Source organism: Achromobacter spanius, from assembly GCF_029637605.1.
GTDB lineage: Bacteria > Pseudomonadota > Gammaproteobacteria > Burkholderiales > Burkholderiaceae_B > Achromobacter > Achromobacter spanius_E.
Genome location: NZ_CP121261.1, coordinates 267,867 through 291,982, shown reverse-complemented (window position 1 = coordinate 291,982; position 24,116 = coordinate 267,867). Strand labels below are relative to the sequence as shown.

At 67.4% G+C, this 24,116-nt stretch carries 26 protein-coding genes; 15 read left to right on the top strand and 11 right to left on the bottom strand.

What is annotated here, in order from left to right; all coding sequences use genetic code 11:
• The first annotated feature begins 65 nt into the window (after window positions 1-65).
• Window positions 66-527, top strand: a complete 462-nt coding sequence (locus P8T11_RS01360) for a winged helix-turn-helix transcriptional regulator (RefSeq protein ID WP_268078678.1) — start codon at window positions 66-68, stop codon at window positions 525-527.
• On the opposite strand, the gene P8T11_RS01355 is transcribed toward P8T11_RS01360, so the two are convergent.
• The 4 genes from P8T11_RS01355 to P8T11_RS01340 all read right to left on the bottom strand — a co-directional run bounded on the left by P8T11_RS01355 (window position 524) and on the right by P8T11_RS01340 (window position 4,204).
• Window positions 524-1,492, bottom strand: coding sequence for a pyridoxamine 5'-phosphate oxidase family protein (locus P8T11_RS01355; RefSeq protein ID WP_268078679.1), 969 nt, complete (start codon window positions 1,490-1,492; stop codon window positions 524-526). The two genes, P8T11_RS01360 and P8T11_RS01355, sit on opposite strands and share 4 nt — an antisense overlap.
• Window positions 1,493-1,525: 33 nt before the next feature.
• Window positions 1,526-2,155: a glutathione S-transferase family protein gene (locus P8T11_RS01350; RefSeq protein WP_268078680.1), complete on the bottom strand. Its 630-nt coding sequence runs from the start codon at window positions 2,153-2,155 to the stop codon at window positions 1,526-1,528.
• Between the two features lie 148 nt (window positions 2,156-2,303).
• Window positions 2,304-3,209 (bottom strand): LysR family transcriptional regulator, encoded by a 906-nt coding sequence (locus P8T11_RS01345; RefSeq protein ID WP_268078681.1) that lies wholly within the window; start codon window positions 3,207-3,209, stop codon window positions 2,304-2,306.
• Window positions 3,206-4,204 carry a LysR substrate-binding domain-containing protein gene (locus tag P8T11_RS01340; protein WP_268078682.1) on the bottom strand — a complete coding sequence of 333 codons (999 nt, stop codon included), beginning with the start codon at window positions 4,202-4,204 and terminating at the stop codon, window positions 3,206-3,208. Before P8T11_RS01340 ends, P8T11_RS01345 begins: the two co-directional genes overlap by 4 nt.
• Window positions 4,205-4,312: 108 nt before the next feature.
• Here P8T11_RS01340 and P8T11_RS01335 point away from each other — a divergent pair, with 108 nt between their 5' ends.
• Complete coding sequence (locus tag P8T11_RS01335; RefSeq protein ID WP_268078683.1) at window positions 4,313-5,689, top strand: MFS transporter; 1,377 nt, start codon at window positions 4,313-4,315, stop codon at window positions 5,687-5,689.
• On the opposite strand, the gene P8T11_RS01330 is transcribed toward P8T11_RS01335, so the two are convergent.
• The gene (locus P8T11_RS01330) at window positions 5,646-6,614 is read right to left on the bottom strand and encodes a LysR substrate-binding domain-containing protein (RefSeq protein ID WP_268078684.1); all 969 of its coding nucleotides are present in this window, start codon (window positions 6,612-6,614) and stop codon (window positions 5,646-5,648) included. The two genes, P8T11_RS01335 and P8T11_RS01330, sit on opposite strands and share 44 nt — an antisense overlap.
• A 120-nt stretch (window positions 6,615-6,734) precedes the next feature.
• Here P8T11_RS01330 and P8T11_RS01325 point away from each other — a divergent pair, with 120 nt between their 5' ends.
• Window positions 6,735-7,400 carry a flavodoxin family protein gene (locus tag P8T11_RS01325; protein WP_268078685.1) on the top strand — a complete coding sequence of 222 codons (666 nt, stop codon included), beginning with the start codon at window positions 6,735-6,737 and terminating at the stop codon, window positions 7,398-7,400.
• On the opposite strand, the gene P8T11_RS01320 is transcribed toward P8T11_RS01325, so the two are convergent.
• From P8T11_RS01320 to P8T11_RS01295, 6 genes are all read right to left on the bottom strand, one after another.
• The gene (locus tag P8T11_RS01320) at window positions 7,325-8,197 is read right to left on the bottom strand and encodes an AraC family transcriptional regulator (protein ID WP_268078686.1); all 873 of its coding nucleotides are present in this window, start codon (window positions 8,195-8,197) and stop codon (window positions 7,325-7,327) included. The two genes, P8T11_RS01325 and P8T11_RS01320, sit on opposite strands and share 76 nt — an antisense overlap.
• A gap of 31 nt (window positions 8,198-8,228) precedes the next feature.
• On the bottom strand, window positions 8,229-9,224 hold the full coding sequence (locus P8T11_RS01315; protein ID WP_268078687.1) for a proline dehydrogenase family protein: 996 nt from the start codon (window positions 9,222-9,224) through the stop codon (window positions 8,229-8,231).
• An 83-nt stretch (window positions 9,225-9,307) separates the two neighbouring features.
• Window positions 9,308-10,555 (bottom strand): D-amino acid dehydrogenase, encoded by a 1,248-nt coding sequence (locus tag P8T11_RS01310; protein ID WP_268078688.1) that lies wholly within the window; start codon window positions 10,553-10,555, stop codon window positions 9,308-9,310.
• A 112-nt stretch (window positions 10,556-10,667) separates the two neighbouring features.
• A complete protein-coding gene (locus P8T11_RS01305) occupies window positions 10,668-11,105 on the bottom strand; it encodes an Rrf2 family transcriptional regulator (protein WP_268078689.1) in 438 nt (145 codons plus the stop codon).
• A gap of 56 nt (window positions 11,106-11,161) precedes the next feature.
• On the bottom strand, window positions 11,162-12,379 hold the full coding sequence (hmpA, locus tag P8T11_RS01300) for an NO-inducible flavohemoprotein (RefSeq protein ID WP_268078690.1): 1,218 nt from the start codon (window positions 12,377-12,379) through the stop codon (window positions 11,162-11,164).
• Between the two features lie 137 nt (window positions 12,380-12,516).
• Window positions 12,517-13,155 carry a 4'-phosphopantetheinyl transferase family protein gene (locus tag P8T11_RS01295; protein ID WP_268078691.1) on the bottom strand — a complete coding sequence of 213 codons (639 nt, stop codon included), beginning with the start codon at window positions 13,153-13,155 and terminating at the stop codon, window positions 12,517-12,519.
• Window positions 13,156-13,290: 135 nt separating this feature from the next.
• On the opposite strand from P8T11_RS01295, the gene P8T11_RS01290 reads away from it, so the two are divergent.
• Genes P8T11_RS01290 through P8T11_RS01235 form a run of 12 tightly spaced genes read left to right on the top strand, consistent with a single transcriptional unit; the run spans window position 13,291 to window position 24,108 of the window.
• Window positions 13,291-14,046, top strand: coding sequence for a beta-ketoacyl synthase chain length factor (locus P8T11_RS01290; RefSeq protein WP_278072161.1), 756 nt, complete (start codon window positions 13,291-13,293; stop codon window positions 14,044-14,046).
• Window positions 14,043-14,888 carry a lysophospholipid acyltransferase family protein gene (locus tag P8T11_RS01285; protein WP_268078692.1) on the top strand — a complete coding sequence of 282 codons (846 nt, stop codon included), beginning with the start codon at window positions 14,043-14,045 and terminating at the stop codon, window positions 14,886-14,888. The genes P8T11_RS01290 and P8T11_RS01285 overlap by 4 nt, the downstream gene beginning before the upstream one ends.
• Window positions 14,885-15,145: a phosphopantetheine-binding protein gene (locus tag P8T11_RS01280; RefSeq protein ID WP_268078693.1), complete on the top strand. Its 261-nt coding sequence runs from the start codon at window positions 14,885-14,887 to the stop codon at window positions 15,143-15,145. Before P8T11_RS01285 ends, P8T11_RS01280 begins: the two co-directional genes overlap by 4 nt.
• Window positions 15,146-15,160: 15 nt before the next feature.
• Window positions 15,161-15,415 (top strand): acyl carrier protein, encoded by a 255-nt coding sequence (locus P8T11_RS01275; protein WP_054422263.1) that lies wholly within the window; start codon window positions 15,161-15,163, stop codon window positions 15,413-15,415.
• Complete coding sequence (locus P8T11_RS01270) at window positions 15,412-15,960, top strand: hypothetical protein (RefSeq protein WP_268078694.1); 549 nt, start codon at window positions 15,412-15,414, stop codon at window positions 15,958-15,960. Before P8T11_RS01275 ends, P8T11_RS01270 begins: the two co-directional genes overlap by 4 nt.
• Window positions 15,961-15,963: 3 nt before the next feature.
• Window positions 15,964-17,664, top strand: coding sequence for an AMP-binding protein (locus P8T11_RS01265; protein WP_268078695.1), 1,701 nt, complete (start codon window positions 15,964-15,966; stop codon window positions 17,662-17,664).
• On the top strand, window positions 17,648-18,403 hold the full coding sequence (locus P8T11_RS01260; protein WP_268078696.1) for a glycosyltransferase family 2 protein: 756 nt from the start codon (window positions 17,648-17,650) through the stop codon (window positions 18,401-18,403). The genes P8T11_RS01265 and P8T11_RS01260 overlap by 17 nt, the downstream gene beginning before the upstream one ends.
• Window positions 18,400-19,362 (top strand): glycosyl transferase, encoded by a 963-nt coding sequence (locus P8T11_RS01255; protein ID WP_268078697.1) that lies wholly within the window; start codon window positions 18,400-18,402, stop codon window positions 19,360-19,362. Before P8T11_RS01260 ends, P8T11_RS01255 begins: the two co-directional genes overlap by 4 nt.
• Window positions 19,355-19,798 carry an acyl-CoA thioesterase gene (locus P8T11_RS01250; protein ID WP_268078698.1) on the top strand — a complete coding sequence of 148 codons (444 nt, stop codon included), beginning with the start codon at window positions 19,355-19,357 and terminating at the stop codon, window positions 19,796-19,798. The genes P8T11_RS01255 and P8T11_RS01250 overlap by 8 nt, the downstream gene beginning before the upstream one ends.
• Window positions 19,795-20,508 (top strand): outer membrane lipoprotein carrier protein LolA, encoded by a 714-nt coding sequence (locus tag P8T11_RS01245; protein ID WP_268078699.1) that lies wholly within the window; start codon window positions 19,795-19,797, stop codon window positions 20,506-20,508. Before P8T11_RS01250 ends, P8T11_RS01245 begins: the two co-directional genes overlap by 4 nt.
• Window positions 20,492-22,819: an MMPL family transporter gene (locus P8T11_RS01240; protein ID WP_268078700.1), complete on the top strand. Its 2,328-nt coding sequence runs from the start codon at window positions 20,492-20,494 to the stop codon at window positions 22,817-22,819. Before P8T11_RS01245 ends, P8T11_RS01240 begins: the two co-directional genes overlap by 17 nt.
• A 41-nt stretch (window positions 22,820-22,860) precedes the next feature.
• On the top strand, window positions 22,861-24,108 hold the full coding sequence (locus P8T11_RS01235; protein WP_268078701.1) for an NAD(P)/FAD-dependent oxidoreductase: 1,248 nt from the start codon (window positions 22,861-22,863) through the stop codon (window positions 24,106-24,108).
• The last annotated feature ends 8 nt before the right edge of the window (window positions 24,109-24,116 follow it).

The window sequence follows — 24,116 nt, the reverse complement described above, 5'->3', positions numbered from 1 at the left end:
GCAACCGTTCTATCGTGTGTCGTTCCCGCCGTCCCTACGCCCATCCCTTTGCTTGAGGACCCGACATGGTCAAACGCACCAGCCTTGAAGGCGCCGCCTGTCCGGTGGCGCGCTCGTTAGATGCCATCGGCGACTGGTGGTCGCTGCTGATCGTGCGGGATGCGTTTGACGGCATCCGGCGGTTTGGCGAATTCCAGAAAAGCCTGGGCGTGGCGAAGAACATTCTTAGCGACCGGCTGCGCACGCTGGTCGCCCACGGCATTCTTGCCGTGGCCCCCGCATCGGACGGCAGCGCCTACCAGGAATATGTGCTGACGGACAAAGGCCGCGCCTTGTTTCCCGTGATCGTCGGCTTGCGCCAATGGGGCGAAGACCACTACTACGGCCCCGGCGAAGCCCATTCCACGCTGATCGACCGCAAGCGCGGCCAGGCCGTGCGGCGCCTGGAAATCCGCGCGCAAGACGGCCGCCTGCTGGAACCCGACGACACAGTCGTGCAGAAGACCTCGCCGCCCGCCACCTCCTAAGCCGGCCACTGCCCCGTGGCCAGCGCGGTCGGGGCGTAGTCGTGGAACCGCCACCGCAGCGCCAAGGCGCCGGGGCGGCGCACCACGCGCCGCACGTGCACGCGCCACAGCCGTTCCGCGCCCGCGAAGGTCTGAATTTCAGGGCTGTCCAACACCACCTCCGCCCGGCCGGACACCTGCAACACGTCGCCCTGTTCAAAGTCGATGAACACCAGTCCGGCGCGCGGGTTGGCCGTCAAATTGCCCAGGGTGTTGAAAAAGCGATTCCCGGAAAAGTCGGGAATGGTCAGCACATTGCCGTCCACCCGCACGAACCCGGGCTTGCCGCCCCGGTGCGAGACATCCACCGCCCGGCTGCCCACATCCGGAGCGTCCACATACGACGCCACGAAAAACGTATCGGACGCGCGTATCAGCGCGCGCGCCGCGTCGTCCAACTGGCTGGTTTCGGCTTGCGCCGTGGCCACGCGCAACGACGGCGGACGCGAAAAACTGAAGTCGCGGGCCTGGATGTATTGCGGGCAATTGCCGAACGACTGCGTGACCGCCACGTCAAAGCGCTGACCATCCCACGCGGCAATGTGACCGTTCATGCGGTTGCGACGGCGCGTGTGCAATTCAATCCCCAACAGGCCCACCGACTGGCCCAGGCCCAGCCCCGCGCGCAGCGGGTCGTCGGCATCGGGCGCGGCGGCCACGCTTAGCGTGTGCGGGTCGGGCGATATGGCAAAGCCCGGTTCGCCTTCCAGCACGCCGGCCCAGGGGTCGCCCTGCGGGTCCACCGTGCCCATCACCACAAAGGGCAACTGCGCGAAGAACGCCCGGTGCTGGTCCGGCATGTAGTCGCGGATGACTTTGGGGCCGATCTGCGCCATGCGCTCGGCCACGCCGATGCGCGTTTGCAGCAGGCGTTCGCCTTCATGCCAGGGGGATGCATTGTGCGGCGTAGCGTCAGCGTTCGTCATGATCTGGTCCTTGCGGTGGGGGTGTTGCCGGTTTCAAGCCGCTTGCAGGCCCGCAGCCGTACGCGCCATGGGCACGAAGCCGGGCAGGTTTTCGATACGGTCCAACCACGCGCGCACATGCGGATAATCCGCCAAAGACACGTTGCCTTCCGGCGCATGCGACACATAGGCATAGCAAGCCACATCCGCGATCGTCGGCGTGGATCCCGTCAGGAAATCGCGGTCGCTCAGCTCGCCGTTCATGACCTTCAACAAGGCATGCGCGCGCGCCATGGTGGTGTCCGCGTCGTGGGTCGCGCCAAACACCGTGATCAGGCGCGCCGTCGCCGGGCCGTAGGCCAAGGGCCCCGCCGCCACCGATAGCCAGCGTTGCACGGCGGCCGCGCCGGCCGGATCGCTGGGCAACCAGGCCTGGCCGCCGTAGCGCGTGGCCAGGTAAACCAGGATGGCATTCGAGTCGGCCACCACCGTGCCGTTGTCATCAATCACCGGCACCTGGCCGAACGCATTCAGCGCCAGGAATGCCGGCCGCTTCTGTTCCCCGCCGCGCAGGTCGACGTCAACACGCTGATGCGGCACGTTCAGCAACGACAGCATCAAGGCGACGCGGTGGGCATGGCCAGACAGGGGGAAGCTATAGAAGGTCAACGGGGCGGCGGACATGGAGATTTCCAGAGTGGGTGAACGAGGGCTCCATGTTGGCCCTCCCCGCCCGCCGCGTGAACGGCCAGCCGCAACAAGACACTATTGCCGAAAATGAAAGGACAGCGAGGAAAACGGGGAAACCCCGGCGCCGCCCGTGCGCGGCGGCTCAGACCGGCAGCGCCTCCAGATCGCGGCGCAAGGCCTCCACGCAGAATTCCACAAAGCTGCGCACCTTGGCCGAACTGCGGCGGCCCTCGGGGTACACCACGTGCACCGGCATCGGCGGCAATTCGAAGTCGCGCAGCACCACCTGCAAGGCGCCGCTTTTCAGGTGGCGGGCCACCTGGTACGACACCACCTGCGTCAGCCCCCACCCTTCGCACGCGGCCAGCACGGCGGCCTGGAACGACGTGACGGTCAATTGCGATGACACGTTCATCCGCCGCGGCTCCCCGTCCTGCATGAAGCGCCACTGCGCGCTGCGCCCTTCCATTGCCGCGGTGATGGTGCAAAAACGCGCCAGCGCATCGGGATGCTCGGGCGCACCGTGTTCCTGCAAGAACGCGGGCGCGGCGCACACCACGCGGCGCACATGCCCAACGGGCACCGCCGTCAGGGTGGAATCCGGCAAGGCGCCGATGCGCACCGCAACGTCCACGCCTTCGTCCAGCAGGTTGACCACGCGGTCCACCAACAGCGTGCGCAGCGAGACTTCACGGTGGGCGCGCAGATATCCCAGCACCACCGGCATCACGTGCAGTTCGCCAAAAAAGGCGGGCGCGGTGACATGCAGCGCGCCGCGCGGCACGGCCATCACGCCGGCAGCGGCGTCGTCGGCCTGTTCAACCTCTTCAAGAATGCGCCGGCAATCGGCGGCGTAGCGCTGGCCGGCTTCGGTCAGGCGCAGACTGCGCGTGGTGCGCACCAACAGCAAGGCGCCCAGCCGCCGCTCCAGCGCGGCGACGCTGCGCGTCACGGTGGGTGCGGACATGTCCAGGCGCCGCGCGGCGGCGGCAAAGCTCTGCGCCTCGGCCACCGCCAGGAACACCGACATTTCGTGAAAGCGATTCATGGCTGGACCTTGGCGCGCGGGGCGTTGAATGGGGAGGACGAGGGAGAGGCGGAGGGGGAAGATGGGAAGGAGGAAGTGGATGGGGCCGCCCAGGCCGCGGCGCTGTCCTGGATGCATTGCCGCACGATATCGCCCAAGGCGGCGGTCACGGGATCGGGTTGCGCCTGGGCAAGATACAGCGACAGCGCAATCGACGGCAATGCCGGCAGGCCCTGTTCGCCCGGCGCCAACGCGCGCACGCCGGCGGGCAGGCCCAAGGGCGTGCGCACGGCCAGCCCCAAGCCCGCGGACACCGCCGCCCACAGCCCGGCCAGGCTGGGGCTGGTGAACGCGGGCAGCCAATGCAGGCCGGCGCGGTCCAGAGCGTCGGTGGCGCAGGTGCGAAACAGGCACGGCGCCTCGAACGCCACCAAGGGCACATCGCCATCGCGATTGCGATTGCCATCATCAGTGCCAGTGCCCGCGCGCGCCTCCTGAGCGGGGCCGATCCAGCGCATGGGCAGATCCAGCAAGCGCTGCGCATGCGGCACACGCGCGTCGTGGTCCCAGGCCAGGACCAGGTCCAACTGCCCCACCGCCAGCCGTTCCAGCAATTCGGCATTGCGCGCGACCCGCGCTTCGATCCGCACGTTGGGATGCGCCCTGGCGAATTGGCCCAGCACCTGCGGCAATACCATTTCGCCAAAATCTTCCTGCATGCCCAGCCGCACCCGGCCGGAAAGCTCGCCGCCCTGCACGGCGCGCGCGGCCTGGTCGTTCAATTCCAACAGGCGGCGACCATAGGCCAGCATGGTCTCGCCGGCCTCGGTCAGCGCCAGCCCGCGCCCGGCTTTGCGCAGCAGCGGCACGCCGGCCTGTTCCTCCAGCTTTTTCATCTGCGCGCTGATGGCCGATGTCGAGCGGCCCAGGCGGTCGGCCGCACGGCCAAAGCTGCCCAGGTCCACGCCCGCGACAAAGCTGCGCAGCACATCCAGGTCAAAGGTGACAGGCCGCATTTTATAGTCCCGTTTTTCAAAACAATTGACGCAATATTTCCTGATTTTCAAAACGATAGCAGATGCGCAAACTGGATGGGTCCTGGTTACCTGATCTTGGAGTTCTGCATGTCAGTGCCGTCTGTGCCCCCTTTGCCCCCTTTGCCCCAGTCCGCGCCTCGCTCGGCGCCCCATTCAGCGCACGACCCAGCGCCCCGCCCCACCCATCGCTGGAAAGTGCTGGCAGTGGGCGTGGCCGCCAACGCCGCCTTTTCCGCCGCGGCGGCGGGCTTGCCCACCACGGCGGTGTTCATGCGCGCCGGCTACCGCCTGAACAACGATCAGTTGGGCTTGGCGCTGGGTTTGATGGGCTTGGGCGTGGCCCTGTTCGAACTGCCCTGGGGCTTGCTGACCGATCGCTGGGGCGACCGCCCGGTACTGTTGACCGGCCTGGGCGCGACCGCTGCGGCGCTGGCCTGGATGAGCGGCTTCGCCTCGCCGGATGGCGCCACCGTACCCAGCCTGTGGCTGTTGGCGGTGGGCCTGGTGCTGGTCGGCATGCTGGGGGGCAGTGTCAACGGCGCCAGCGGCCGGGCGGTGATGGCCTGGTTTGACGAAGGCGAGCGCGGCCTGGCCATGAGCATCCGCCAGACCGCCGTGCCCTTGGGCGGCGGGTTGGGCGCGCTGCTGCTGCCCTGGCTGGCGGCGCACGCGGGCTTTGCGGCGGTGTTCGGCGTGCTGGCGCTGATGTGCGCAGTGGCGGCGCTGCTCGCCGCTTGTTGGCTGCGCGAGCCGGCCAAGCGTAGCCAACCTGCCATACCCGGCCACCGCTTGCCGGCCAAGGACCAAAGCGTCGGCCTCTCGCCCCTGCGCGACGCGCGCGTCTGGCGCGCGGCCGCGGCCATTGGCCTGATGTGCTGTCCGCAATTCGCCGTGCTGACCTTCGCCACGGTGTTCCTGCACGACGTCGGCCATGCCGGCATCGGCACACTGACCGCGGTGATGGTGACGGTGCAACTGGGTGCCATGGTGGCGCGCATTGCCAGCGGCCGGTGGACCGATCGCCACGGCAATCGGCGCGCCTATCTGCGCCGCTGCGCGCAATACAGCTTTCTGCTGTTTGCGGCGCTGGGCGCGGTGGCGTGGGCGGTTAGCGGCGCGCCCACGGCGGCGGGCGCGGTGTTTGCCATGGCGGGCCTGCTGGCGGTGGCAGGCATATGCGCGTCCGCCTGGCACGGCGTGGCGTATACCGAACTGGCCACGCTGGCGGGCGCCACGCGCACCGGCACGGCGCTGGGCATGGCCAATAGCTGTGTCTACCTGGGCTTGTTCCTGACGCCGCTTGCGATTCCGCACGTGGTCGCGGCCAGTTCATGGCCCGCCGCCTGGGTGCTGGCGGGTGCGCTGATGCTGGCGGCGCTGCCCTTGTTGCCGCGCCCGGCCCGCCGCCAGACTGCCGATGTCATGCCTGGAATTCCTGCGTCAGCCACGCCAGGAAAGCCTTGACCGGCGGATGGCGTTCGCGCCCCGGCGCGCACAACGCCTGGTAGGCCGCACCCGGCACCCGTACCTGAGGCCGGTAGGAGGCCAGTGTGCCGGCGCGCACGCTGTCGGACACCATCACGGAACTGGCCAGCACCAATCCTTGTCCGGCGATGGCGGCCTGCAACGCGTAGTGTTCTTCTTCATAGGCATGTACCGCCGACGGCTCCCGCCATGCCGGCAAACCCGCCGCCTGGCACCACGCCCGCCAGCCTTGGTCGTACAGATCGGAATCCCGCCAGCGCACGGTAACCAACGCCGGACTGGGTGGGGACGCGGGCGGCGGTGTGCGTTTTTTCGACGGATTTTCCGAGCGATTCTCAGTGCGCTTTTGCGTGCGTTGTTGCGTGCGCTTTTCCAACTGGGCAATTTGCGTCGGCGCACCGTAGACGCCGAACCATTCCGGCAACGTAGCCGCCGTATGCAAGGCGGGATACGGTTGGCGGCTGTAGCGCACCGCCACGTCCACGCTGGCGTCTTGCAACAGGTCCACCGCGTCCGCGCCGGTTTGCAGGTTCAACTGATATTGCGGATAGGCCTGGTGAAAGCGTCCCAGGCGCGGCACCAGCCATAGCGCCGCGAAGGAATGCGTGGTGGACAGCGTCAGCGCGCCCGATGCCGGTTCGGGACGCAAGGCGTCCAGCGTTTGCGCAATTTCCAGCAAGGCGCCATGCACGCTGGCGAACAGGCGCGCGCCGCTGTCGGTCAAGCGCACGCCACGCGGCACGCGGTCAAACAGCGCCACGCCCACTTGGCGTTCCAGCAATTTGATCTGGTGCGACACCGCCGTGGGCGTCACGGCCAGTTCCGCCGAGGCCAGCTTGAAACTGCGCAGCCGAGCAGCCGCCTCGAAGGTGCGCAGCGCGGTGACGGGCAGGGTCGCAAACATGGATTCGAACATTCCTTCAGATGAATTGAATTCATCTTAATCAAGGATTCGTCATTTGTCGCTGGATGGAGTGATACCTACAGTAATGCATTGATTTTGAATCTACCCGAAGGACTCTCCATGAACTCAAATCATCCTACTCAACGCTTGCTTATTCTGGTGGGCAGCCCCCGCCGCGACGGTAATAGCGCGGCGCTGGGCGCGGCCGCGCAACGCGGCGCGAACGCCGCCGGGATTGCCACCACGCTGCTCTTTCTTGACGACTACCTCAACGGCTTCCTGTCGGACCTGCGGCACCAGCCCGCGCCCGAAGACCGCTATCCAGAGCTGTTCCTTGAGCATTTCCTGCCGGCCGACGGCGCCCTGATCTGCACGCCTATCTATTGGTACGGCATGTCGGCGCAGACCAAGGCGTTCTTTGACCGCTCGTTCACGCACTACGCGGGCAGCGGGCCGGAACCAGAAAGGGTCAAGGCGCGCATGACCGGCAAGCGGCTGGGCCTGGCCGTGGCGTCTGAAGAAACCTACCCCGGCGCGGCACTGGGCATCGTGCACCAGGTGCAGGAATACGCGCGCTACACGCACTCGGATTTCGTGGGGTTTGTGCATGGCGCCGGCAACCTGCGCGGAGAAATCGCGGCCGACCCACGTGAGCCCTTGCGGGCGGCCGAGCAACTGGGCGCCACGTTCTTCAGCCGGAAATACTCGGATTACCGGATCGAAACGCCGCGCGCTCGCAACGTCTGGGAATCCGCGCGCAGCAGCGCGCCCGGCGTGCTGCCGTAAACCTGCTTGAACACACGGGTCAGGTGGGCCTGATCCGCAAAGCCCACGGCCTGGGCCGCCTGCGCCAAGGGCAGGCCGGCGCGCAACAACACCCGCGCCCGTGCCACCCGCCAGTTGCGCAACCAAGCCTGCGGCGGCAGACCGTAGCGGCGCGCAAACTGCTTGACCAGCGTGGTGCGATGGCGGTCCTGTGCGCGCGCCAGCGCTTCCAGGTCCGGCGCGCAAGCCGGGTCGGCGGCCATGCGCTCGCGCAGCAAGGCGCAGACGTCCGCCTCGTTCTTCCCGTCCGTCCTGCCGGCCCCATCAGCACCATCAGCCCCGCCAATATGCTCCGCGCTGGCGGGGTTGCCATGCTCGGCCAAGAGCCCGAACAACGCAGCCGAAATGCGTTCGCGGCGTTCGCTATCGGGGATAGCGGCTGGCGTCAGCGCGGCCAGCCATTGTGCGCACAGCGCGGGCGCCGTGATGACCGGCGCGGCCAAGCGCGCGGCGGCGCCAAACCAGGCCCGCGCGTGGTCGTCGAACCAGGCGGCGTCGATGTACGCCATGCGGTAGGCCAAGGGCGCGTCCGACGTGCCGCCCGTGTGCACCTGACCAGGCGCGATCACCACTAGATCGCCCGCGGCAGCCGAATGCGCCACGCCATGCACGGTGAACGCGCAGCGGCCGTGTTCGACAGCACCGATGGACCAGGCGTCGTGGAAATGCGGCGCGTAGCGATAGGCGCGCAAGTCCGCGATCAGCACGTCTCCGGGCAAGCCCGCGCCGCAATGCCAGATGTGTTGGGAAACCGCCATGGAATCGTCAAAAAAAAACGCAATAGCGCCGCTAACCAAAGTACCCGCCGTCAGCCTTCAACGAACGGGCCAGCAGCCACGCATTGCCGGGATTTTCGCCCACGCGGCGGATGGCGTAGGGCCACCAATCGCCACCAAAGGGCAGATAAACCCTGACGTTATAGCCCAAGCCGCGCAGCGCCAGTTGCCAGTCCGGCCGCACGCCATAGAGCATTTCAAATTCAAACGCGTCGGGGGACCAGCCGCGCTCGCGCGCCAAGGCCATGATGGCACCGGCCAGGCGATCGTCGTGCGTGCCGAACACGGGGTAGAAGCCGGCTTCGCGCGCCTCGCGTGACAGCATGATGGCGGCCGCGTCCAGATAGGCATGGTCGATGCGGTCGCGGCCCGCGTGGTCCAGCGCGCGCTCGGGAAACGCGCCCTTCACCAGGCGCAAGGACGTCTGTTGGCGAATCGCCCAGGCCAGGTCTTCCGGCGTGCGCCGCCGCCGCGCCTGCAAGGTAAGGCCGACAGGCAGGCCCGCTTGCAGCAAGCCGCGATGCAAGGCGCAGGTGCGTTCGCGGATGCCGGCATCTTCCATGTCCAGCACCATCCAGTTCCGCCCCGCGCCCGCTTCTTGCCCTGTCGCTTGCCCTGTCGCCTGCCCCGCCGGCTGCCGCACGGCCTGGCCAATGCGCCGCGCGTTGGCCTCGCCCAGCGCGTCGCTGGCCATGTAGCCGATGGCGGTGGGGTCCACCGACACATGCACGTCCAGGCCCGCCGCGGCCAGCGCGCCGCAAGCGTTGATGGCCTGCGATACGTTGTGCTCGATGGCGGCCGGCTCGGCCACATATTCGCCCAGGTAGAACAGCGATGCCCGGATGCCGTGCGCGTCGCGCAGCCGCTGCGCGGTGCGCACGGCGGCGTCCACGTCCGCCCCGCCTACAAAGCGCTGCGCCAGCGATGTGCGCGCCGCCACCGCCCGCATGGCGCGTCCCATCGCGGGGCTACGCGCCAGCGCGATGGTGGTTCTTTGGAAAATGCTCATGGATGCTCCCGCTAGAGAGCAACACTATGGCGGCGCGGCGTGGGCTTGTATTGAACGCCCGTGAATCTTGAACCCCTGCGGATTCAAGGCCGGAACGGCGCGGGGTCCAGCGGCAATTCCAGGCCGGCCATCTGCGCCGTCAGCAGCGCGGCGCTGCCGCAGGCCAGGGTAAAGCCCAAGGCGCCCTGGCCGATGTTGAGCCACAGGTTGTCGGCCGCGGGGCTGCGCCCGATCAGCGGTTTGCCCGTGGGCGTGGCGGGACGCAGGCCGGCCCAGGGAATGGCCTGGGTCAGGTCCAGCGCCGGAAACGCCTCGCGCACCTGTTGCTTCAACAGCGCCACGCGCGCCGGATCAATATCGGCGTTGGCGCTGCCGATATCGACCATGGCGGCAATGCGCAGCACCTTGCCCACGCGCGCGTAGACAATGCGGCGCTCGTAGTCTGTGACGCTGATGCGCGGGGCCACGGTGTCGTCGTCCGCCAAGGGCACGCTCAGGCTGTAGCCCTTCAGCGGATACAAGGGCACGTCATGCCCCAGCGGCTTGAGCAGCGCGCGGGTGCCGATGCCGGTGGCCAACACAATGGCGTCGGCGCCGATATCGCCGTTGCGCGTGTTCACGGCCACGATGCGGCTGCCTTCCCGCTGCAATCCGGTTACCGCGTTGGACATCGCGCATTCCACGTTGCCCAGCGATTGCAGGCGGTCGAACAGGCCTTCGGTGAACTGACGGCAATCGCCGGCTTCTTCGCTGGGGGTGTAGATGGCGCCGGCCAGTTTGCTGCCCATGGCGGCAAGCGCCGGCTCCATCGCCAAGGTCTGCGGGGCGTCCAGCACCTGCTGCTGAGCGCCATGGCCCGCCTGGTACGCGACCAGGGCACGCGCCTTGTCCAGCAAGGCCGCGCTGCGATAGGCAATCAGCTTGCCGTTTTTCAAGTGGCCGAAATCCAGATTTTCCTGTTCCAGCAGCGTGTGCATGACGTCGCGGCTCAGGTAGGACAAGCCCAGCAGTTGCGCGGTGGACGCCTTGGCGACCGACGCGCGGCAGGCCAAGGCAAATTGCAGGCACCAACGCCATTGATGGGGATCGAGCCTGGGCCGGAAACGCAGCGGGGAATCCTGGCGCAGCAGCCAGCCGGGCACGCTGGGCAGCACGCCCGGGCCGGCCAGCGGGGCCACATAGCTATAACTGAGCTGGCCGCCGTTGGCGTAGCTGGACACCTCGGCCGGACGCGCCTGGCTGTCCACCAGCACCACGTCGTGGCCCTGGCGCGCCAGGAAATAGGCGGACGTCACACCGACCACGCCCGCACCGATTACGCAAACGCGCATGCCTTCATCCAAGAGAACAGGGAACGCCTCCATTCTGGAGCGCGCGCGGGCCGTCCGGCAAATGCCAAACGCCGCAGCATCCATAACAAAACATCATGCCCTGGGTTTCAGTTCAGGCGGCGCGGTGCAGCTTGATGATGGCGGCGGCAGTGGGGTCGCGCACCAGGTCGGCCAGGGTGTAGGCGTTGAGTGCGTCATAGAACGCCGCCAGCGTTTGCGCCAGCACGCCCGCCAGCCGGCACGCGCCGTCCAGCGCACAGGGCGGTTCGCGGCAGTCGATCAAGGGCCCTTGCTGTTCCAGTTCGCGGATCAGGTCGCCCACCTGATAGGCAGACGGCTCGCGCGCCAGGCGCAAGCCGCCACCCTTGCCACGCACGGTGCTGACCCAGCCGCGTTGCGACATGAAGTGCACCACTTTGACCAGGTGATTGCGCGACACGTCGAACCGCGCGGCGATCTCCGGAATGGTCACGGCGGCGGGCCGGTCACGGCATTGCGTCAGGTACATCAGGACGCGCAGGCCGAAGTCGGTGAATCGGGTCAGTTGCATGGCGTGGATGGGGGCCCGGGTCGGCCTGGCAAGATCAGGCCGCCAGGATACACCGCTCAGGCAGGCGCGCCGCCGGTGCCGAACGCTTCGGCATGGATGCGTCCCGGGTCCACGCCCAGCTCCAGCAAGGCGGCGCGTTGCGCGGCCATGAAGGGCGCCGGCCCGCACAGGTAGTAGTCGGCGCCGGGCACGATGGCGTCGTCCGAGATGGCTCGCAGATCCACGCGGCCACGATGGTCGTAATCAACGCCAGCCTGGTCGCCGTGGCCCACCTCTTCGTAGAAGACCGCCTTGCGCACGTTGCCGCGCTCGGCCGCAATCTGGTTCACATGGTCTTTCATGGCGTGCACCGAACGGTTGCGACAGCCATGAACAAAACGAATCTGGCGTTCGTCATTGGCGCGAACCAGATGATTCAGCATGGACACCATGGGGGTCAGGCCAACGCCGCCACTCACCAGCACCACGGGTGCATCGCTGTCGTCATTCAAATGGAAATCACCCTGCGGCGGCGCCACGTCCAGCACGCCGCCCTCTTCCAGGCGGTCATGCAAAGCGTTGGACACACGACCCGCCGGCGTGTCGGCCCCGGCCGCTTCGCGCTTGACGGAAATGCGCAGCCGGTCCTGGCCGGGCGCGTCCGACAAGCTGTATTGGCGCGGCTGCATCAGGCCCAGCTCGGGCACGTACACGCGCACCGACACATACTGGCCCGGGCGATAGGCCGGCACGGCCCCGCCGTCGGACGGGGCCAGATAGAAGGATGTGATCTCGGCGCTTTCCGGTTGCTTGCCCACCACGCGGAAGGCGCGCCAGCCCGTCCAACCGCCCGGCTTGGCGGCGGATTCCGCGTACAGGCGGGATTCTTCGGCAATCAGCAGATCGGCCAACTGACCGTAGGCGGCGGCCCAGGCGTCCACCAGCTCATCGGTGGCGGCCGCGCCCAGCACTTCGCGGATGGACGCCAGCAAGTGCTTGCCCACGATGGCGTAGTGCTCGGGCCGGATGCCCAGGCTGACGTGCTTGTGCACGATGCGCGTCACCACCGGCGCCAGCACCGAGGGGTCGTCGATGTGCTCGGCATACGCCGTCACCGCGCCCGCCAGGGCATGCTGCTGCTGGCCTCCCGCCTGATGGCCCTGATTGAAGACGTGCTTCAGTTCAGGATTGTGCTCGAACATGCGCGCGTAGAAATGGCGCGTCAACGCCACGCCGTGGGTCTTGAGAACGGGCGCGGTCGCTTTGACCAGCGCGCGGACTTGGGGGCTCAACATCTGCTGCTCCTTGGAGGGCGATCGGGGATCGCTTTTTAAACATTCATTAATAATACATCTTTAAATTCGAGGGGCAAAACGAAGGGCAAAACAAAGTGGCAACCTGAAAGACCTGGCGTCAGCGATGCTCAGCGATGTCAGTCAGCGTCGCGTAGCCATTCGCCAACAAGTGTTAGCGCAGGCAATGCGCAACCCACGGCGCCGCGCCAGATCGGATACGTTGTGTCATCAGTAGACGCCTGCCAGACCACCGACGCCATCCACGCGCTACCCAGGCGCCAACTGCATGCCCGCCAATTACCCGGCGGCGCGCGCAAGCGCCATCGGCCGTCCGCGCCCGGATCCAGCCCAACCAAGGCCATATCCGCCGGAAAATCCAGCGCCGCCGCCTTGATGAAGGCCTCTTTCAGCGTCCACAGCAGATAAAAATGCTGGCATTGCGCCGGCCCGGTCAGCGCTGCCAGCGTGGCCGCCTCTTGCGGCGTGCATACCCATTCGGCAAGCCGGGAAAAGTCGCGCGGGCGCAGGCTTTCAAGATCGGCGCCCAGCGGCCAGCCGCCTGGCGCGCTGGCGCAGACGGCATGGCCGCCGCTGTGGCTGAGCGACGTTGCGGCCCCAGGGGCCGCGGTTCGCCGGACGTGATGCTTCAGCGCGCGGCTGACCCGCCAGTCTTCCAGCGCCTTGCGGCCGGTCCGCCCCAAGGCGCGTACCGCGTCATCCGCGGACAAGTCCTTCACGCGGTAGTAATCGGCGGCGTCTTTGTCCGCCCAATACATGAATAGTTCCCGATTTTCCACAGCAATAAGTAACTATTTATAGTTATCAAGAAGCCAACTTACAGGGAGCTTGCGGACACAAAGTAACCATCAAAAACAAAATCCGCGTGGCACGCCATAGTAGAATCGCGCGCTATGTTGACGTTTTCAATCGCGCAATGGCAAGGTTGGACGCAAGGAATGGAGTCGCCCGAAGACTGGTTTTACTGGGCGCAACACCCTTACTGTCCGCTTGATGCCCCCCGCGCGCCCCGCCTGGATTTTTTGCCGCCTATGCAACGCCGCCGACTCAGCCCGCTGGCTCGCGCGGTGTTCGAGTGCGCGTGGCCGCTGGCTGCCGACCGCCCCGCGATGCCGTTCGTGTTTGCCTCGCGGCACGGTGAAACCAGCCGCAATTTTGGCCTGTTGCAGTCCTTGGCGGCGGATGAACCCTTGTCACCCACCGCATTTGGCCTGTCCGTGCACAACGCCATTGCCGCGCAGTGGTCGATCATACGCCGCGAAACCACCGAATCCGTTGCCATTTCCGTAGACGACGACGGCCTGGAACACGCCTTCATCGAAGGCGCCATGTTGTTGGACCAGGGGCATGACGACGTGCTGGTGGTGCTGGCCGAAGAGCGCCCGCCCGCCCCTTATGCCCCGTGGATTGACGACGTGCCCTACACCTACGCGGCCGCCTTCCACCTGCGCGCGGGCACTGAATGGACGCTGGCCATGTCGACCGAGCCGGCCCTGCGACCTGACGCGGAGGCCGCCGCGGGCCCCGCCTCCGAGGCATCGCAACCCTGGCCCAACCCCTTGAATCTGCTGCGCCACCTGACGCTGCGCACGCCCTCCTGGGGGCATGCGAATCGCGCCCGACGCTGGACCTGGACCCGCAACGCATGACAAGTACTACGCAAACCCGCCAGGACTTCTGGCTCTGGCGCCTGTTGGCCACCGGCGTGGCGTTCACGATGTTCGGCCTGGGCGGCGTGCTGTTACGCGTGCTGATCTTCCCGCCTCAACGACTGTTGCCCGGCGGCAAGCTGGAACGCCAGCGCCGCGCGCGCTGGGCGCTGAACGGCACGTTCCGCCTGTTCATCCGGTTCATGGTTCGCGTGGGCATCCTGACCGTGGAATTCAAGGGCGCCGAACGCCTGGGCAAGCCCGGGCAGATGATTCTGGCCAATCACCCGTCGTTGCTCGACGTCGTCTTCCTGGTGGGCCACGTCAAGAACGCCAACTGCATCGTCAAGCACGGCCTGGCCACCAACCCGTTCACGCGCGGCCCCATCGCCAACGCCGGCTACATCACGAACGACGAGAGCTTCGACATGTTCGACCGTGCCGCCGACGTGCTGCGCAACGGCGAAACCTTGATCGTCTTTCCTGAGGGCACGCGCACGCCCCCCGATGCCTTGCCGCAGTTCCACCGGGGCGCCTGCGCCATCGCACTGCGTGGGGCGCGGGTCGTCACGCCTGTCGTCATTCAGATGAACCCGCGCAGCCTGACCAAGGGCGAACCGTGGTACCGCATTCCGGCGCGCCGGATGCGCTATGTGATCCAGGTGGGCGAAGACATCGACCCCACCGTCTGGAGCAGCGCGCACCCCCTGCCCGCCGCCGGACGCAAGATGAATGCCTGGCTGCATGCCTATTTCGAAGCCGAGCTGGCGCGCGCGCCGGCCGGTGCTGTCATGAACGAACAAGCCACCCGGGCGGGTGGCAGCGGAGTTGAAGCGGGATGAACCAACTGGAACTTGAGCTTAAAACGCTCGTCATTGAATCGCTGGGGCTGGAAGACATCACCCCCGACGACATCGCGTCCGACTCGCAACTCTTCGGCGACGGCCTGGGGCTGGATTCGGTCGATGCGCTGGAGCTGGGCCTGGCGCTGCAAAAGCGCTACAGCATCGCCATCGACCCGGAAACGCGCAACATGCGCGAGCATTTCACCAGCATCAACAGCCTGGCGGCCTTTGTCACCGCGCAGCGGCGCGCCTGACGCAAGGAGTCCACGATGCATACCCGCGAGGACATCTTCAATACGCTGCGCGATGCGCTGGTCGAACTGTTCGAGATCGAACCCGAGCGCGTCACGCCAGAGGCCAATCTGTATACCGATCTGGAAATCGACAGCATCGACGCCATCGACCTGATCGACCACGTGCGCCGCCAGACCGGCCGCAAACTGGACGCGAACGACTTCCGCACGGTGCGAACCGTCGAGGACGTGGTCCAGGCCATGTGGCAAAAGCAGGCTCCCGACGCATGAGGCGCGGCGTGGCGGCCGGTTTGGCCGTGGCCGGCGTGGCGTACCCCTTCGTGGTGCACGCCACGCTGGGCCGGATCAGCCCCGCGTGGCTGGCCTTGCCGCTGGCCGTTCTGTGGCTGCTGCGCGGCCTGACCGCGCGCGCCGGACAGCCCGGCGGCCGCTTGCTGCCAGCCGCCGCCGTTGCCTTCTGCCTGATTCTTGCCGTGTGCAATACCGAGGCGTGGCTGCGCTGGTATCCCGTGATGGTCAACGCGATGATGCTGGCCATCTTCGGCGCCAGCCTGCGTGTCGGCCGCCCGGTGGTCGAACAACTGGCGTGCCTGCGCCACCCCAACCTGCCGCCCGACGGCGTGCGCTATACCCGCAAAGTCACGCGTGCCTGGTGCGTGTTTTTCACCTTGAACGGCGCGGTCGCGGCGGGCTTGGCCGCGTGGGGGCCGTGGAGCTGGTGGGTGGCCTACAACGGCGCCATCAGCTATGGCTTGATGGGCCTGCTGATGGCAGGCGAATGGTTGCTGCGCCCGGCAGCCGCGAAGGCGGTTTAAGCCATGCGCTGGACACCGCTGGAACACCTGCTGCTGCCGTCGGACGATACCGACAGCCTGTGGATCGCCGACGAGCCGCCGCTTGCGCGTGCCGCCTTCGCGCAAGCCAGCCTGCGCGTGGCCGGGGCCTTGCAGGCCCGCGCGCCGCACCGCGTTGCGCTGTGGTTCGACGACGCCGCGGCGCTGGCCATTGCTCTTTTCGCCTGCTGGCGCGCGGGCGTCATCGCCGTGCTTCCCGGCGATACGCAACCCGCCACCTGCGCCGCGCTGGACGCGGAAGTCGCCGGATGGCTCACCGACGCCGACCTGCCGCTGCCGCCCGCCCGACTATGGCGGCTGGCCAACCTGCAAGACCATTCCGCGCTGGCGCCCGCCAGCCTGGACCCGTCCCTGAGCCTGGTGCTGTGTACCTCGGGCTCAAGCGGTACGCCCAAGCATCTGCACAAAACGTGGCGGCAGTTGTCGGCAGAGGTCCATGCCTTGCAGCAGCAATGGCCCGACCTGGATGCGCCCGTGCTGGGTAGCGTCTCGGCCCAGCACATGTATGGCCTGCCTTTCCGCGTGCTGTGGCCGCTATGCGCGGGCAGGCAGATCGACCGCCGCCAACGGCTCTATCCCGAAGAGCTGCAACAGGCCAGCCTGCGTTATCCGACCTTTACCTGGATCGCCAGCCCCGCCCTGTTGCGCCGCCTGGGCCAACGCCTGGATTGGGCGCAACTGCGCGGCCGGCTGCTGCGCATCCACTCGTCGGGCGGCGCGCTGCCGCCAGAGGTTTCCGACGACATTGAACGCGAACTGGGCCTGCGTCCCACCGAAATCTACGGCAGTTCTGAAACCGGCGCGGTGGCCTGGCGCTGCGGGTCGGCGGACTGGCAGCCGCTGCCGGGCGCGGCCATCAGCCTGAACGCCGACGGCGCCTTGCGCGTGCAATCGCCGTGGGTACATACCGCCGACGAGCAGACCGCCGACGGCGCGCAGCTTACCGCCGATGGCTTCCAGCTACTGGGCCGCCTGGACCGCATCGTCAAGATCGAAGAAAAGCGGATCTCGCTGCCCATGCTGGAACAGTGCTTGATGCGCCACGCCTATGTCAGCGACGCGCGCGTTGGTAGCGCCACCGGCGCCACGCGCCTGACGGGGCTGGTGGCGCTGTCGGCCACGGGCCTGCATACGCTGCGCAACCAGGGCCGCAAAACCGTCGTTGACGCGCTGCGCGCGCACCTGGGCGCCGGATTCGAATCCTTGGCCATCCCGCGCGCGTGGCGTTTTTTCAGGCACCTGCCCAGCAATGCGCAAGGCAAGCTGCCGCAATTTTTGTTCGACGTGGCCGCAGGCCCACGCCCGGTAGACCCCATCACGCAGGAAGTGCCCGGCCAGCCCGCCAACGAACGCCGCTACACGCTGGACATTCCCTACGACCTGGCTTACTTCAGCGGGCATTTTCCGTCCGTGCCCGTGGTGCCTGGCGTGGCCCAGATCAGTTGGGCCGTGTCGCTCGCCCAACGCGAGCTGTGCCCCGGCTTGCGCTTTGGCGGCATGGAGGCCTTGAAGTTCCAGCGTCTGCTGCGCCCGGGCGACCGCGCCCAGCTTGCCTTGCGCTGGGACGACGCCAAACAGAAGCTGTACTTCACCTGCACGGTGGACGACGCCCCTTGCTCGTCCGGCCGCATTCCGCATCAAGACGGCCATGACGCAACAACATAAGCTCTGCGCGGTCATCCCCGTCTATAACCACGGCGCCACCGTCGCGGCCGTGCACGCAAAATTGGCTGCGCAGGGCCTGCCCTGCGTGTTGGTGGACGACGGCTCTGAACCCGGCTGCGCCGCCGTGCTGGACGCATTGGCCACGCAGCCCCGCACGCATTTGATTCGCCGCGCCGAGAACGGCGGCAAGGGCGCGGCGGTGCAGGACGGCCTGCGCGCCGCCGCCACGTTCGGCTATACCCACGCCTTGCAGGTGGACGCCGACGGCCAGCACGCGCTGGCGGACGCCGTGGCCTTTGCCCACGCCTCGCGTGCCCAGCCGCAAGCCGTGATCTGCGGCGCGCCGGTCTATGGCGACGACGTGCCGCGCAGCCGTCTTTACGGACGCTGGCTGACCCGCGTCTGGGTATGGATCAACACGCTGTCGCTCGACATCCCCGACGCCATGTGCGGCTTTCGCGTCTATCCGCTGGCGCGCGTGCTGCCGGTTATTGAGCAGGCCCGCGTGGGCCGCCGCATGGATTTCGACATCGCCATTCTGGTGCGCCTGCATTGGCGCGGCGTGCCGATGGCCTGGCTGCCCACCCGCGTCAGCTACCCCGAAGGCGGCGTGTCGCACTTCAAGGGCCTGCGCGACAACCTGCTGATCAGCCGCATGCACGCGCGGCTGTTCTTCGGCATGCTGGGCCGCGCGCCCGTCTTGCTTTGGCGCCGCCTGGCGCAAAAGGCGCGCCCTTGAACGCCACCGATCCCCACTGGGCCCACCAGGCTGAACGCGGCAGCCCCGCGCTGATGCGCCTGACGGCCTGGGCCGCCCGCACGCTGGGCCGCCGCGTCGTGGCGCCGGTGGTGTGGTTGGTCGTGCTGTACTTCTACGCCTTCGGTGGCCGCGCGCGGCGTGCTATCGCGCAATACCAGCAGCGGCTGTCGCAAACCGCGCCGCTGCGACAAGAACGGCAGCCCCCCTCGCAGCATCCATCGCGAACCGCGCCGCTGCCACGCACCCTGCCGGTGTACCGCCAGTACCTGGCGTTTGCCGACGCCATGCTGGACAAGCTGGATGTCTGGCAAGGCAAGATCACGATGTCGCACCTGGACATCTCCGACCCCGACGGCCTGCACGCGCAGATGGGCGTGGGCCGGGGCCAGATCCTGGTGGGCTCGCACCTGGGCAACCTCGAAGTCTGCCGCGCGCTGGCCGAACAGTCGGGCCTGCTGCGGCTAAACGTCTTGGTGCACAGCAAGCATGCCGTCCACTTCAACCGCCTGCTGGGCGAAGCGGGCGGCGGGCTGCGCATGATTCAAGTCAGCGAACTGGATGCGCCCGTCATGCTGGACCTGGCGCAGCGGCTGGAACGTGGCGAATGGCTTGCCATTGCCGGCGACCGCGTGCCGCTGCAAGGCGACCGCACCACCCTGGTTGATTTCCTGGGCGCCCGCGCCCCGCTGCCGCAAGGGCCGTGGCTGCTGGCCGGCCTGCTGCGCTGTCCTGTCAACGTGCTGTTCTGCACGCGCCACGGCGCGCGTTATCGCGTCGCCATGGAACGCCTGTCCGACGGCATCGAATGGACGCGCGCGACGCGCCAGGAACGCATCGCCCATTGGGCGCAACGCTACGCCGACCGCCTGGCCGCGCATTGCCGCCAGGCGCCGCTACAGTGGTTCAACTTCTACCCATTCTGGAAAGACGATGCGTAAACGAGGCCTTATCGGCGCGGAAATCGACATCCGCGTACCGTTCTTCGACGTCGATTCGCTCAACGTCGTGTGGCACGGCCACTACGTGAAGTACCTGGAACAGGCGCGCTGCGAACTGCTGGACCAACTGGGCCACAACTACGACGCCATGCGCGCCAGTGGCTATGCCTGGCCGGTGATCGATCTGCATCTGCGCTATGCCCAGCCCGCCCAGTTCGGCCAGCGCCTGACGGTGCGCGCCGAACTGGTGGAATGGGAAAACCGCTTGAAAATCAACTACCTGATCCTGGACGCGGCCACGGGCCAGCGGCTGACGCGCGGCACCTCGGAACAAGTCGCGGTGTGCATCGAAACCCGCGAAATGCAATTGACCTCGCCCGCCGCCTTCGTGGACGCCGTGCGGCGCAAGCTGCAATCGCTGGAGTCCGCGACATGATCGCGCCGAACATAAACGCGCTCAGCATGAAGGCACGCCACATGAAGGCGCTCGGCATGAACGTGTTCCGCTCCTTGCACCCGGCCACTCACATTCAGGCCGCGCGCGCCGTCGCGCATCGTGTGGCCTTGCTGCTGTTGCTGGCCGCCCTGCCCGCCCACGCGCACGCCTTTGGCCTGGACGACCTGCAAACCCAGTTGCGCGCCACGCCCATCGTGCGCGGCCACTTCGTGCAGCAAAAATTCCTGCGCTCGCTGCCGCAGCCGCTGACCAGCCGGGGTGACTTCACGCTGGCCGCCGGCAAGGGGCTGTTGTGGCTGCTGCGCACCCCCATCGCGCAAGACCTGCGCATCAACGCCAAGGGCATTGCGCGGCGCGACGAATCCGGCGCTTGGCAAGCCCTGCCACAGCAAACCGGATCCAGCCGCGAGAACCAGCTGTTCCTGGCGGTGCTGGCGGGCGACACGAAGGGCCTGCAAGAAAACTTCGACCTGACGCTGACGGGCCAGGCCGACGCCTGGCAGTTGCTGTTGACGCCCCGTTCCGCCTTGCTGCGCCAGATTTTTGACAACATCCAGATCAACGGCGGCAAGCTTGTCGACCGCATCGAACTGCGCGAAACCCAAGGCGACCGCAGCGTCCTGCAAATGACAGACGCGGCCGCCGCCGATGCGCTGACCGCCGAGGAGCAACGTGCGTTTTCCGATTGAACGCTGGCTGCCCCGACTCTTCAAGCTGGGCTTGTTGCTGGTGCTGTGCGTAGGTGCCTGGCAGTGCCGCCATGGCTGGCCGGTGTCCGCCAACCTGATGGAACTGGTGCCGCACGCCCGCGCCGACGCCACACGGCAGTTGGCCGAAACCCGCATCCAGCAACCGCTGTCGCGGCAGTTGCTGGCGCTGGTGGCCGCACCGCCTCGCGCCGACCCGGTTGCGCCCGCGCGCGCCTTGGCCGCGCGCCTGCAGGAAAGCGGCCTGTTCGCGTCGGTACAGCTTGAATTGAATGTGGACGTGCCCGCGCTGCGCGCGCAACTGCTGGCGGGCAGGCTCGCCATGCTGCCCGTGGCCGACCGCGAGCAACTGGCCTCCGACCCCACCGCCTACGCCCAGCGGCGCGCGCGTGAGTTGTCCGACCCGTTTTCATCGTCGGGACTGGTGTCCGTGGACCAGGACTGGCTGGGCCTGACGCGGCGCGCCGAACAGGCGCTGCGCCCGGGCGGCACCGTGCAATACGACATGGGCAGCGGCACGCTGCAAGCCGATCACGGCGGCAAGCGCTGGGTGCTGGTGCGGGCGGAGACCCGCGCGGATGCTTTCGACACCGACGCGCCGCAAGACCTGTCGGCCCGCATCGATGAAGCCCGACAAGCGCTGCGCGCCGACGGCGCGGAATTGTTGGTGGCGGGCGGCCCGCTGTACGCCGCGGCCGGGCGCGCGCAGGCCATGGCGGAAAGCACGTGGATCGGGTCCATCGCCTTGGCGGGCATCGTGCTTGTGCTGCTGCTGGCCTTGCGCCGCGTGCGCGCCCTGCTGGCGTTCGTGCCCGTGGCGGTGGGCTTGCTGACCGGTGCGGTAGCCTGCGTTGCCGTGTTCGGTTCGATCCATGTGCTGACGCTGGTGATCGGCGCCAGCCTGATCGGCGTGGCGGTGGACTTTCCCATGCACTGGCTGGGCAAAAGCTATGGCATGCCCGACTGGCGGGCGTGGCCCGCGTTGCGCCGCGTGTTGCCGGGGCTGAGCATCAGCCTGGCGGCCAGTCTGGTCGGCTACATCGCGCTGGCCTTCACCCCGTTTCCCGCCCTGACGCAGACCGCCGTCTTTTCGGCGGCTGGCCTGTTGGGCGCCTACGCCTGCACGGTGTGCCAGTTGCCGGCCTGGATGAACGGCTGGCAACCCCGCCCCTGGCCGCCCCTATTGCAAGCCGCCGAGGCCGCGCTGCGCCTGCGCGAACGCCTGGCGGGCCGGCGCATGCTGTTGGTGCTTGGGGCGCTGGCGCTCAGCGCCGCTACCGTCGGCGGCATCAGCCGGCTGGTTATCCAGGACGACCTGCGCCAATGGCTGAGCCTGCCCGCGCCGCTGTTGCAGCAGGCACGCCAGATCGGCGAGATCACCGGCTTCACGCCCACCAGCCAGTTCTTCCTGGTGCGCGGCGCCAACGCTGATCAACTGCTGCGCAGGCAGGCCCAAGTGGCCAACAAGCTGGACGCGCTGGTCAAGCGCGGCGATCTTGCCGGTTACAACGCGCTGAGCCAACTGGTGTCGCCGGCTGAAGACCAGCGGGCGCTGGGCCAACGCCTGGCAGCCCTGGCCCAACAGCCGCAGGTGTGGAAGCCATTGACCGACCTCGGCATTCCCTTCGACGCCGTGCAACACGAACTGCAAGCCCTGGCCGCGCTGCCCGCGCTCAGCATCGACGCCGCGCTGCAAGGACCGCTGGCCGAACGCTGGCGCGCGCAGTGGCTGGGTGAGCACAACGGCGAGGCGGCCGGCATGGTCACCTTGCGGGGCCTGCGCAACACCGCCGCGCTGGACGGCATCACGCAAGGGCTGCCCGGTGTTGAACTGGTGGACCGCAGCGGTGACCTGAACCGCATGTTCGCATCCACCCGCATCGAAGCCGCCGAACTCAAGCTGCTGTCCTACGGGGTGGCGGCGGTGTTGCTGCTGCTGACCCTGGGCCGCGCCGCCACCTGGCGCATCCTGGCGGTGCCCGTGGCCGCCACTGCCTGCGCCCTGGCGGCCCTGGGATACCTGGGCCAGCCGCTGACCTTGTTCAGCCTATTCGGGCTGCTGCTGGTGTCCGCCATCGGCGTGGACTACGCCATCTTCATGTATGAACGCGTGGCGGGCGCGGCAGCCAGCCTGGTCGGCATCTTGCTGGGCGCCGTCACCACGCTGCTGTCGTTCGGCTTGCTGGCCGTGAGCCAGACGCCCGCCATTGCCAACTTCGGCATGGCGGTGGCGCTGGGCGTCGGCTTTTCCTTGCTGTGGTCACCCTGGGTGCGTCCGCCCCCGGCGGCCTGATCGTGGCCAACTTTTATTGCACCGACATGGAATCAACTCGCATGGAACATCGTGAAGTCGTCGTCATTGGAGCAGGCCCCGCTGGCGCGGTCGCGGCCGCGCTGCTCAAGCGGCAAGGCCACGATGTGCTGATGCTGGAACGCCAACAGTTCCCGCGCTTTTCCATCGGCGAAAGCCTGCTGGCCCACTGTCTGGAATTCGTGGAAGAAGCCGGCATGATGCCCGCCGTGAACGCGGCGGGCTTTCAAGTGAAGAACGGCGCCGCCTTTGCGCGCGGCGACGACTACACCTACTTTGACTTCCGCGACAAATTCACGGCCGGCCCTGGCACCACCTTCCAGGTACAGCGCGCGCAGTTCGACAAGGTGCTGGCCGACGACGCCGCCCGCCAGGGCGTGGACGTGCGCTACCTGCAGGAAGTGACCGCCGCGGATTTCAGCAGCGAGCAGCCCGTGCTGAACGTGCTTGGCTCCAACGGCGACAGCTATCAGGTTCAGACCCGCTTCGTGCTGGACGCCAGTGGCTACGGCCGCGTGCTGGCGCGCCTGCTGGACCTGGAACGCCCGTCGTCCATGCCGCCGCGCAAAGCCATCTTCACGCACATCGAAGACCGCATCGACGACCCCGGCTTTGACCGCGAGAAGATCCTGATCAGCGTGCATCCCGAACAGCCCGGCATCTGGTACTGGCTGATTCCGTTTTCCAACGGCCGCTGCTCGTTCGGCGTGGTGGGCGGACAGGATCTGTTCGGCGGACCCGACCAGGACTTGATGACTACCCTGCGCGCCATGGCGGATGCCGCCCCGAACCTCAAGCGCGTGCTGGCCAACGCGGTCTGGGACACGCCCGCCAACACCATCGGCGGCTACTCCGCCAGCGTCACACGGCTGCACGGCCCCGGCTATGCGCTGCTGGGCAACGCCGCCGAATTCCTGGATCCGGTGTTTTCATCGGGCGTGACCATCGCCCTGCGTTCGTCCAAACTGGCCACCGATGCCTTGCACCGCCAATTGCGTGGCGAACTGGTTGATTGGCAGGCGGACTTTTCCGCCCCCTTGATGCGGGGCGTGGAAACCTTCCGCGCCTATGTGCAGGGCTGGTACAGCGGCGAATTCCAGGACGTGGTGTTCCACAAGAACCCGCAACCGGAAATCCGCCGCATGATCAGCTCCATTCTGGCCGGCTACGCCTGGGACACGGCCAACCCCTTTGTGGCCAGTCCGCAGCGCCGCCTGCGCATGCTCAGCGAACTTTGCCGTGGCGCCGCCACGCAAGCGGAACCGGTCTGACTCGCATC

Excerpts from the sequence above, each read along its gene's own strand:
- P8T11_RS01275 (WP_054422263.1), top strand. The coding sequence starts at position 15,161 with ATGCATACCCGCGAGGACATCTTCAATACGCTGCGCGATGCGCTGGTC.
- P8T11_RS01290 (WP_278072161.1), top strand. The coding sequence starts at position 13,291 with ATGTTGACGTTTTCAATCGCGCAATGGCAAGGTTGGACGCAAGGAATG.
- P8T11_RS01315 (WP_268078687.1), bottom strand. The coding sequence starts at position 9,224 with ATGAGCATTTTCCAAAGAACCACCATCGCGCTGGCGCGTAGCCCCGCG.
- P8T11_RS01330 (WP_268078684.1), bottom strand. The coding sequence starts at position 6,614 with ATGTTTGCGACCCTGCCCGTCACCGCGCTGCGCACCTTCGAGGCGGCT.
- P8T11_RS01305 (WP_268078689.1), bottom strand. The coding sequence starts at position 11,105 with ATGCAACTGACCCGATTCACCGACTTCGGCCTGCGCGTCCTGATGTAC.
- P8T11_RS01260 (WP_268078696.1), top strand. The coding sequence starts at position 17,648 with ATGACGCAACAACATAAGCTCTGCGCGGTCATCCCCGTCTATAACCAC.
- P8T11_RS01335 (WP_268078683.1), top strand. The coding sequence starts at position 4,313 with ATGTCAGTGCCGTCTGTGCCCCCTTTGCCCCCTTTGCCCCAGTCCGCG.
- hmpA (WP_268078690.1), bottom strand. The coding sequence starts at position 12,379 with ATGTTGAGCCCCCAAGTCCGCGCGCTGGTCAAAGCGACCGCGCCCGTT.
- P8T11_RS01360 (WP_268078678.1), top strand. The coding sequence starts at position 66 with ATGGTCAAACGCACCAGCCTTGAAGGCGCCGCCTGTCCGGTGGCGCGC.
- P8T11_RS01320 (WP_268078686.1), bottom strand. The coding sequence starts at position 8,197 with ATGGCGGTTTCCCAACACATCTGGCATTGCGGCGCGGGCTTGCCCGGA.
- P8T11_RS01295 (WP_268078691.1), bottom strand. The coding sequence starts at position 13,155 with ATGTATTGGGCGGACAAAGACGCCGCCGATTACTACCGCGTGAAGGAC.
- P8T11_RS01285 (WP_268078692.1), top strand. The coding sequence starts at position 14,043 with ATGACAAGTACTACGCAAACCCGCCAGGACTTCTGGCTCTGGCGCCTG.
- P8T11_RS01250 (WP_268078698.1), top strand. The coding sequence starts at position 19,355 with ATGCGTAAACGAGGCCTTATCGGCGCGGAAATCGACATCCGCGTACCG.
- P8T11_RS01265 (WP_268078695.1), top strand. The coding sequence starts at position 15,964 with ATGCGCTGGACACCGCTGGAACACCTGCTGCTGCCGTCGGACGATACC.
- P8T11_RS01340 (WP_268078682.1), bottom strand. The coding sequence starts at position 4,204 with ATGCGGCCTGTCACCTTTGACCTGGATGTGCTGCGCAGCTTTGTCGCG.
- P8T11_RS01310 (WP_268078688.1), bottom strand. The coding sequence starts at position 10,555 with ATGCGCGTTTGCGTAATCGGTGCGGGCGTGGTCGGTGTGACGTCCGCC.
- P8T11_RS01350 (WP_268078680.1), bottom strand. The coding sequence starts at position 2,155 with ATGTCCGCCGCCCCGTTGACCTTCTATAGCTTCCCCCTGTCTGGCCAT.
- P8T11_RS01355 (WP_268078679.1), bottom strand. The coding sequence starts at position 1,492 with ATGACGAACGCTGACGCTACGCCGCACAATGCATCCCCCTGGCATGAA.
- P8T11_RS01325 (WP_268078685.1), top strand. The coding sequence starts at position 6,735 with ATGAACTCAAATCATCCTACTCAACGCTTGCTTATTCTGGTGGGCAGC.
- P8T11_RS01270 (WP_268078694.1), top strand. The coding sequence starts at position 15,412 with ATGAGGCGCGGCGTGGCGGCCGGTTTGGCCGTGGCCGGCGTGGCGTAC.
- P8T11_RS01245 (WP_268078699.1), top strand. The coding sequence starts at position 19,795 with ATGATCGCGCCGAACATAAACGCGCTCAGCATGAAGGCACGCCACATG.
- P8T11_RS01280 (WP_268078693.1), top strand. The coding sequence starts at position 14,885 with ATGAACCAACTGGAACTTGAGCTTAAAACGCTCGTCATTGAATCGCTG.
- P8T11_RS01345 (WP_268078681.1), bottom strand. The coding sequence starts at position 3,209 with ATGAATCGCTTTCACGAAATGTCGGTGTTCCTGGCGGTGGCCGAGGCG.
- P8T11_RS01235 (WP_268078701.1), top strand. The coding sequence starts at position 22,861 with ATGGAACATCGTGAAGTCGTCGTCATTGGAGCAGGCCCCGCTGGCGCG.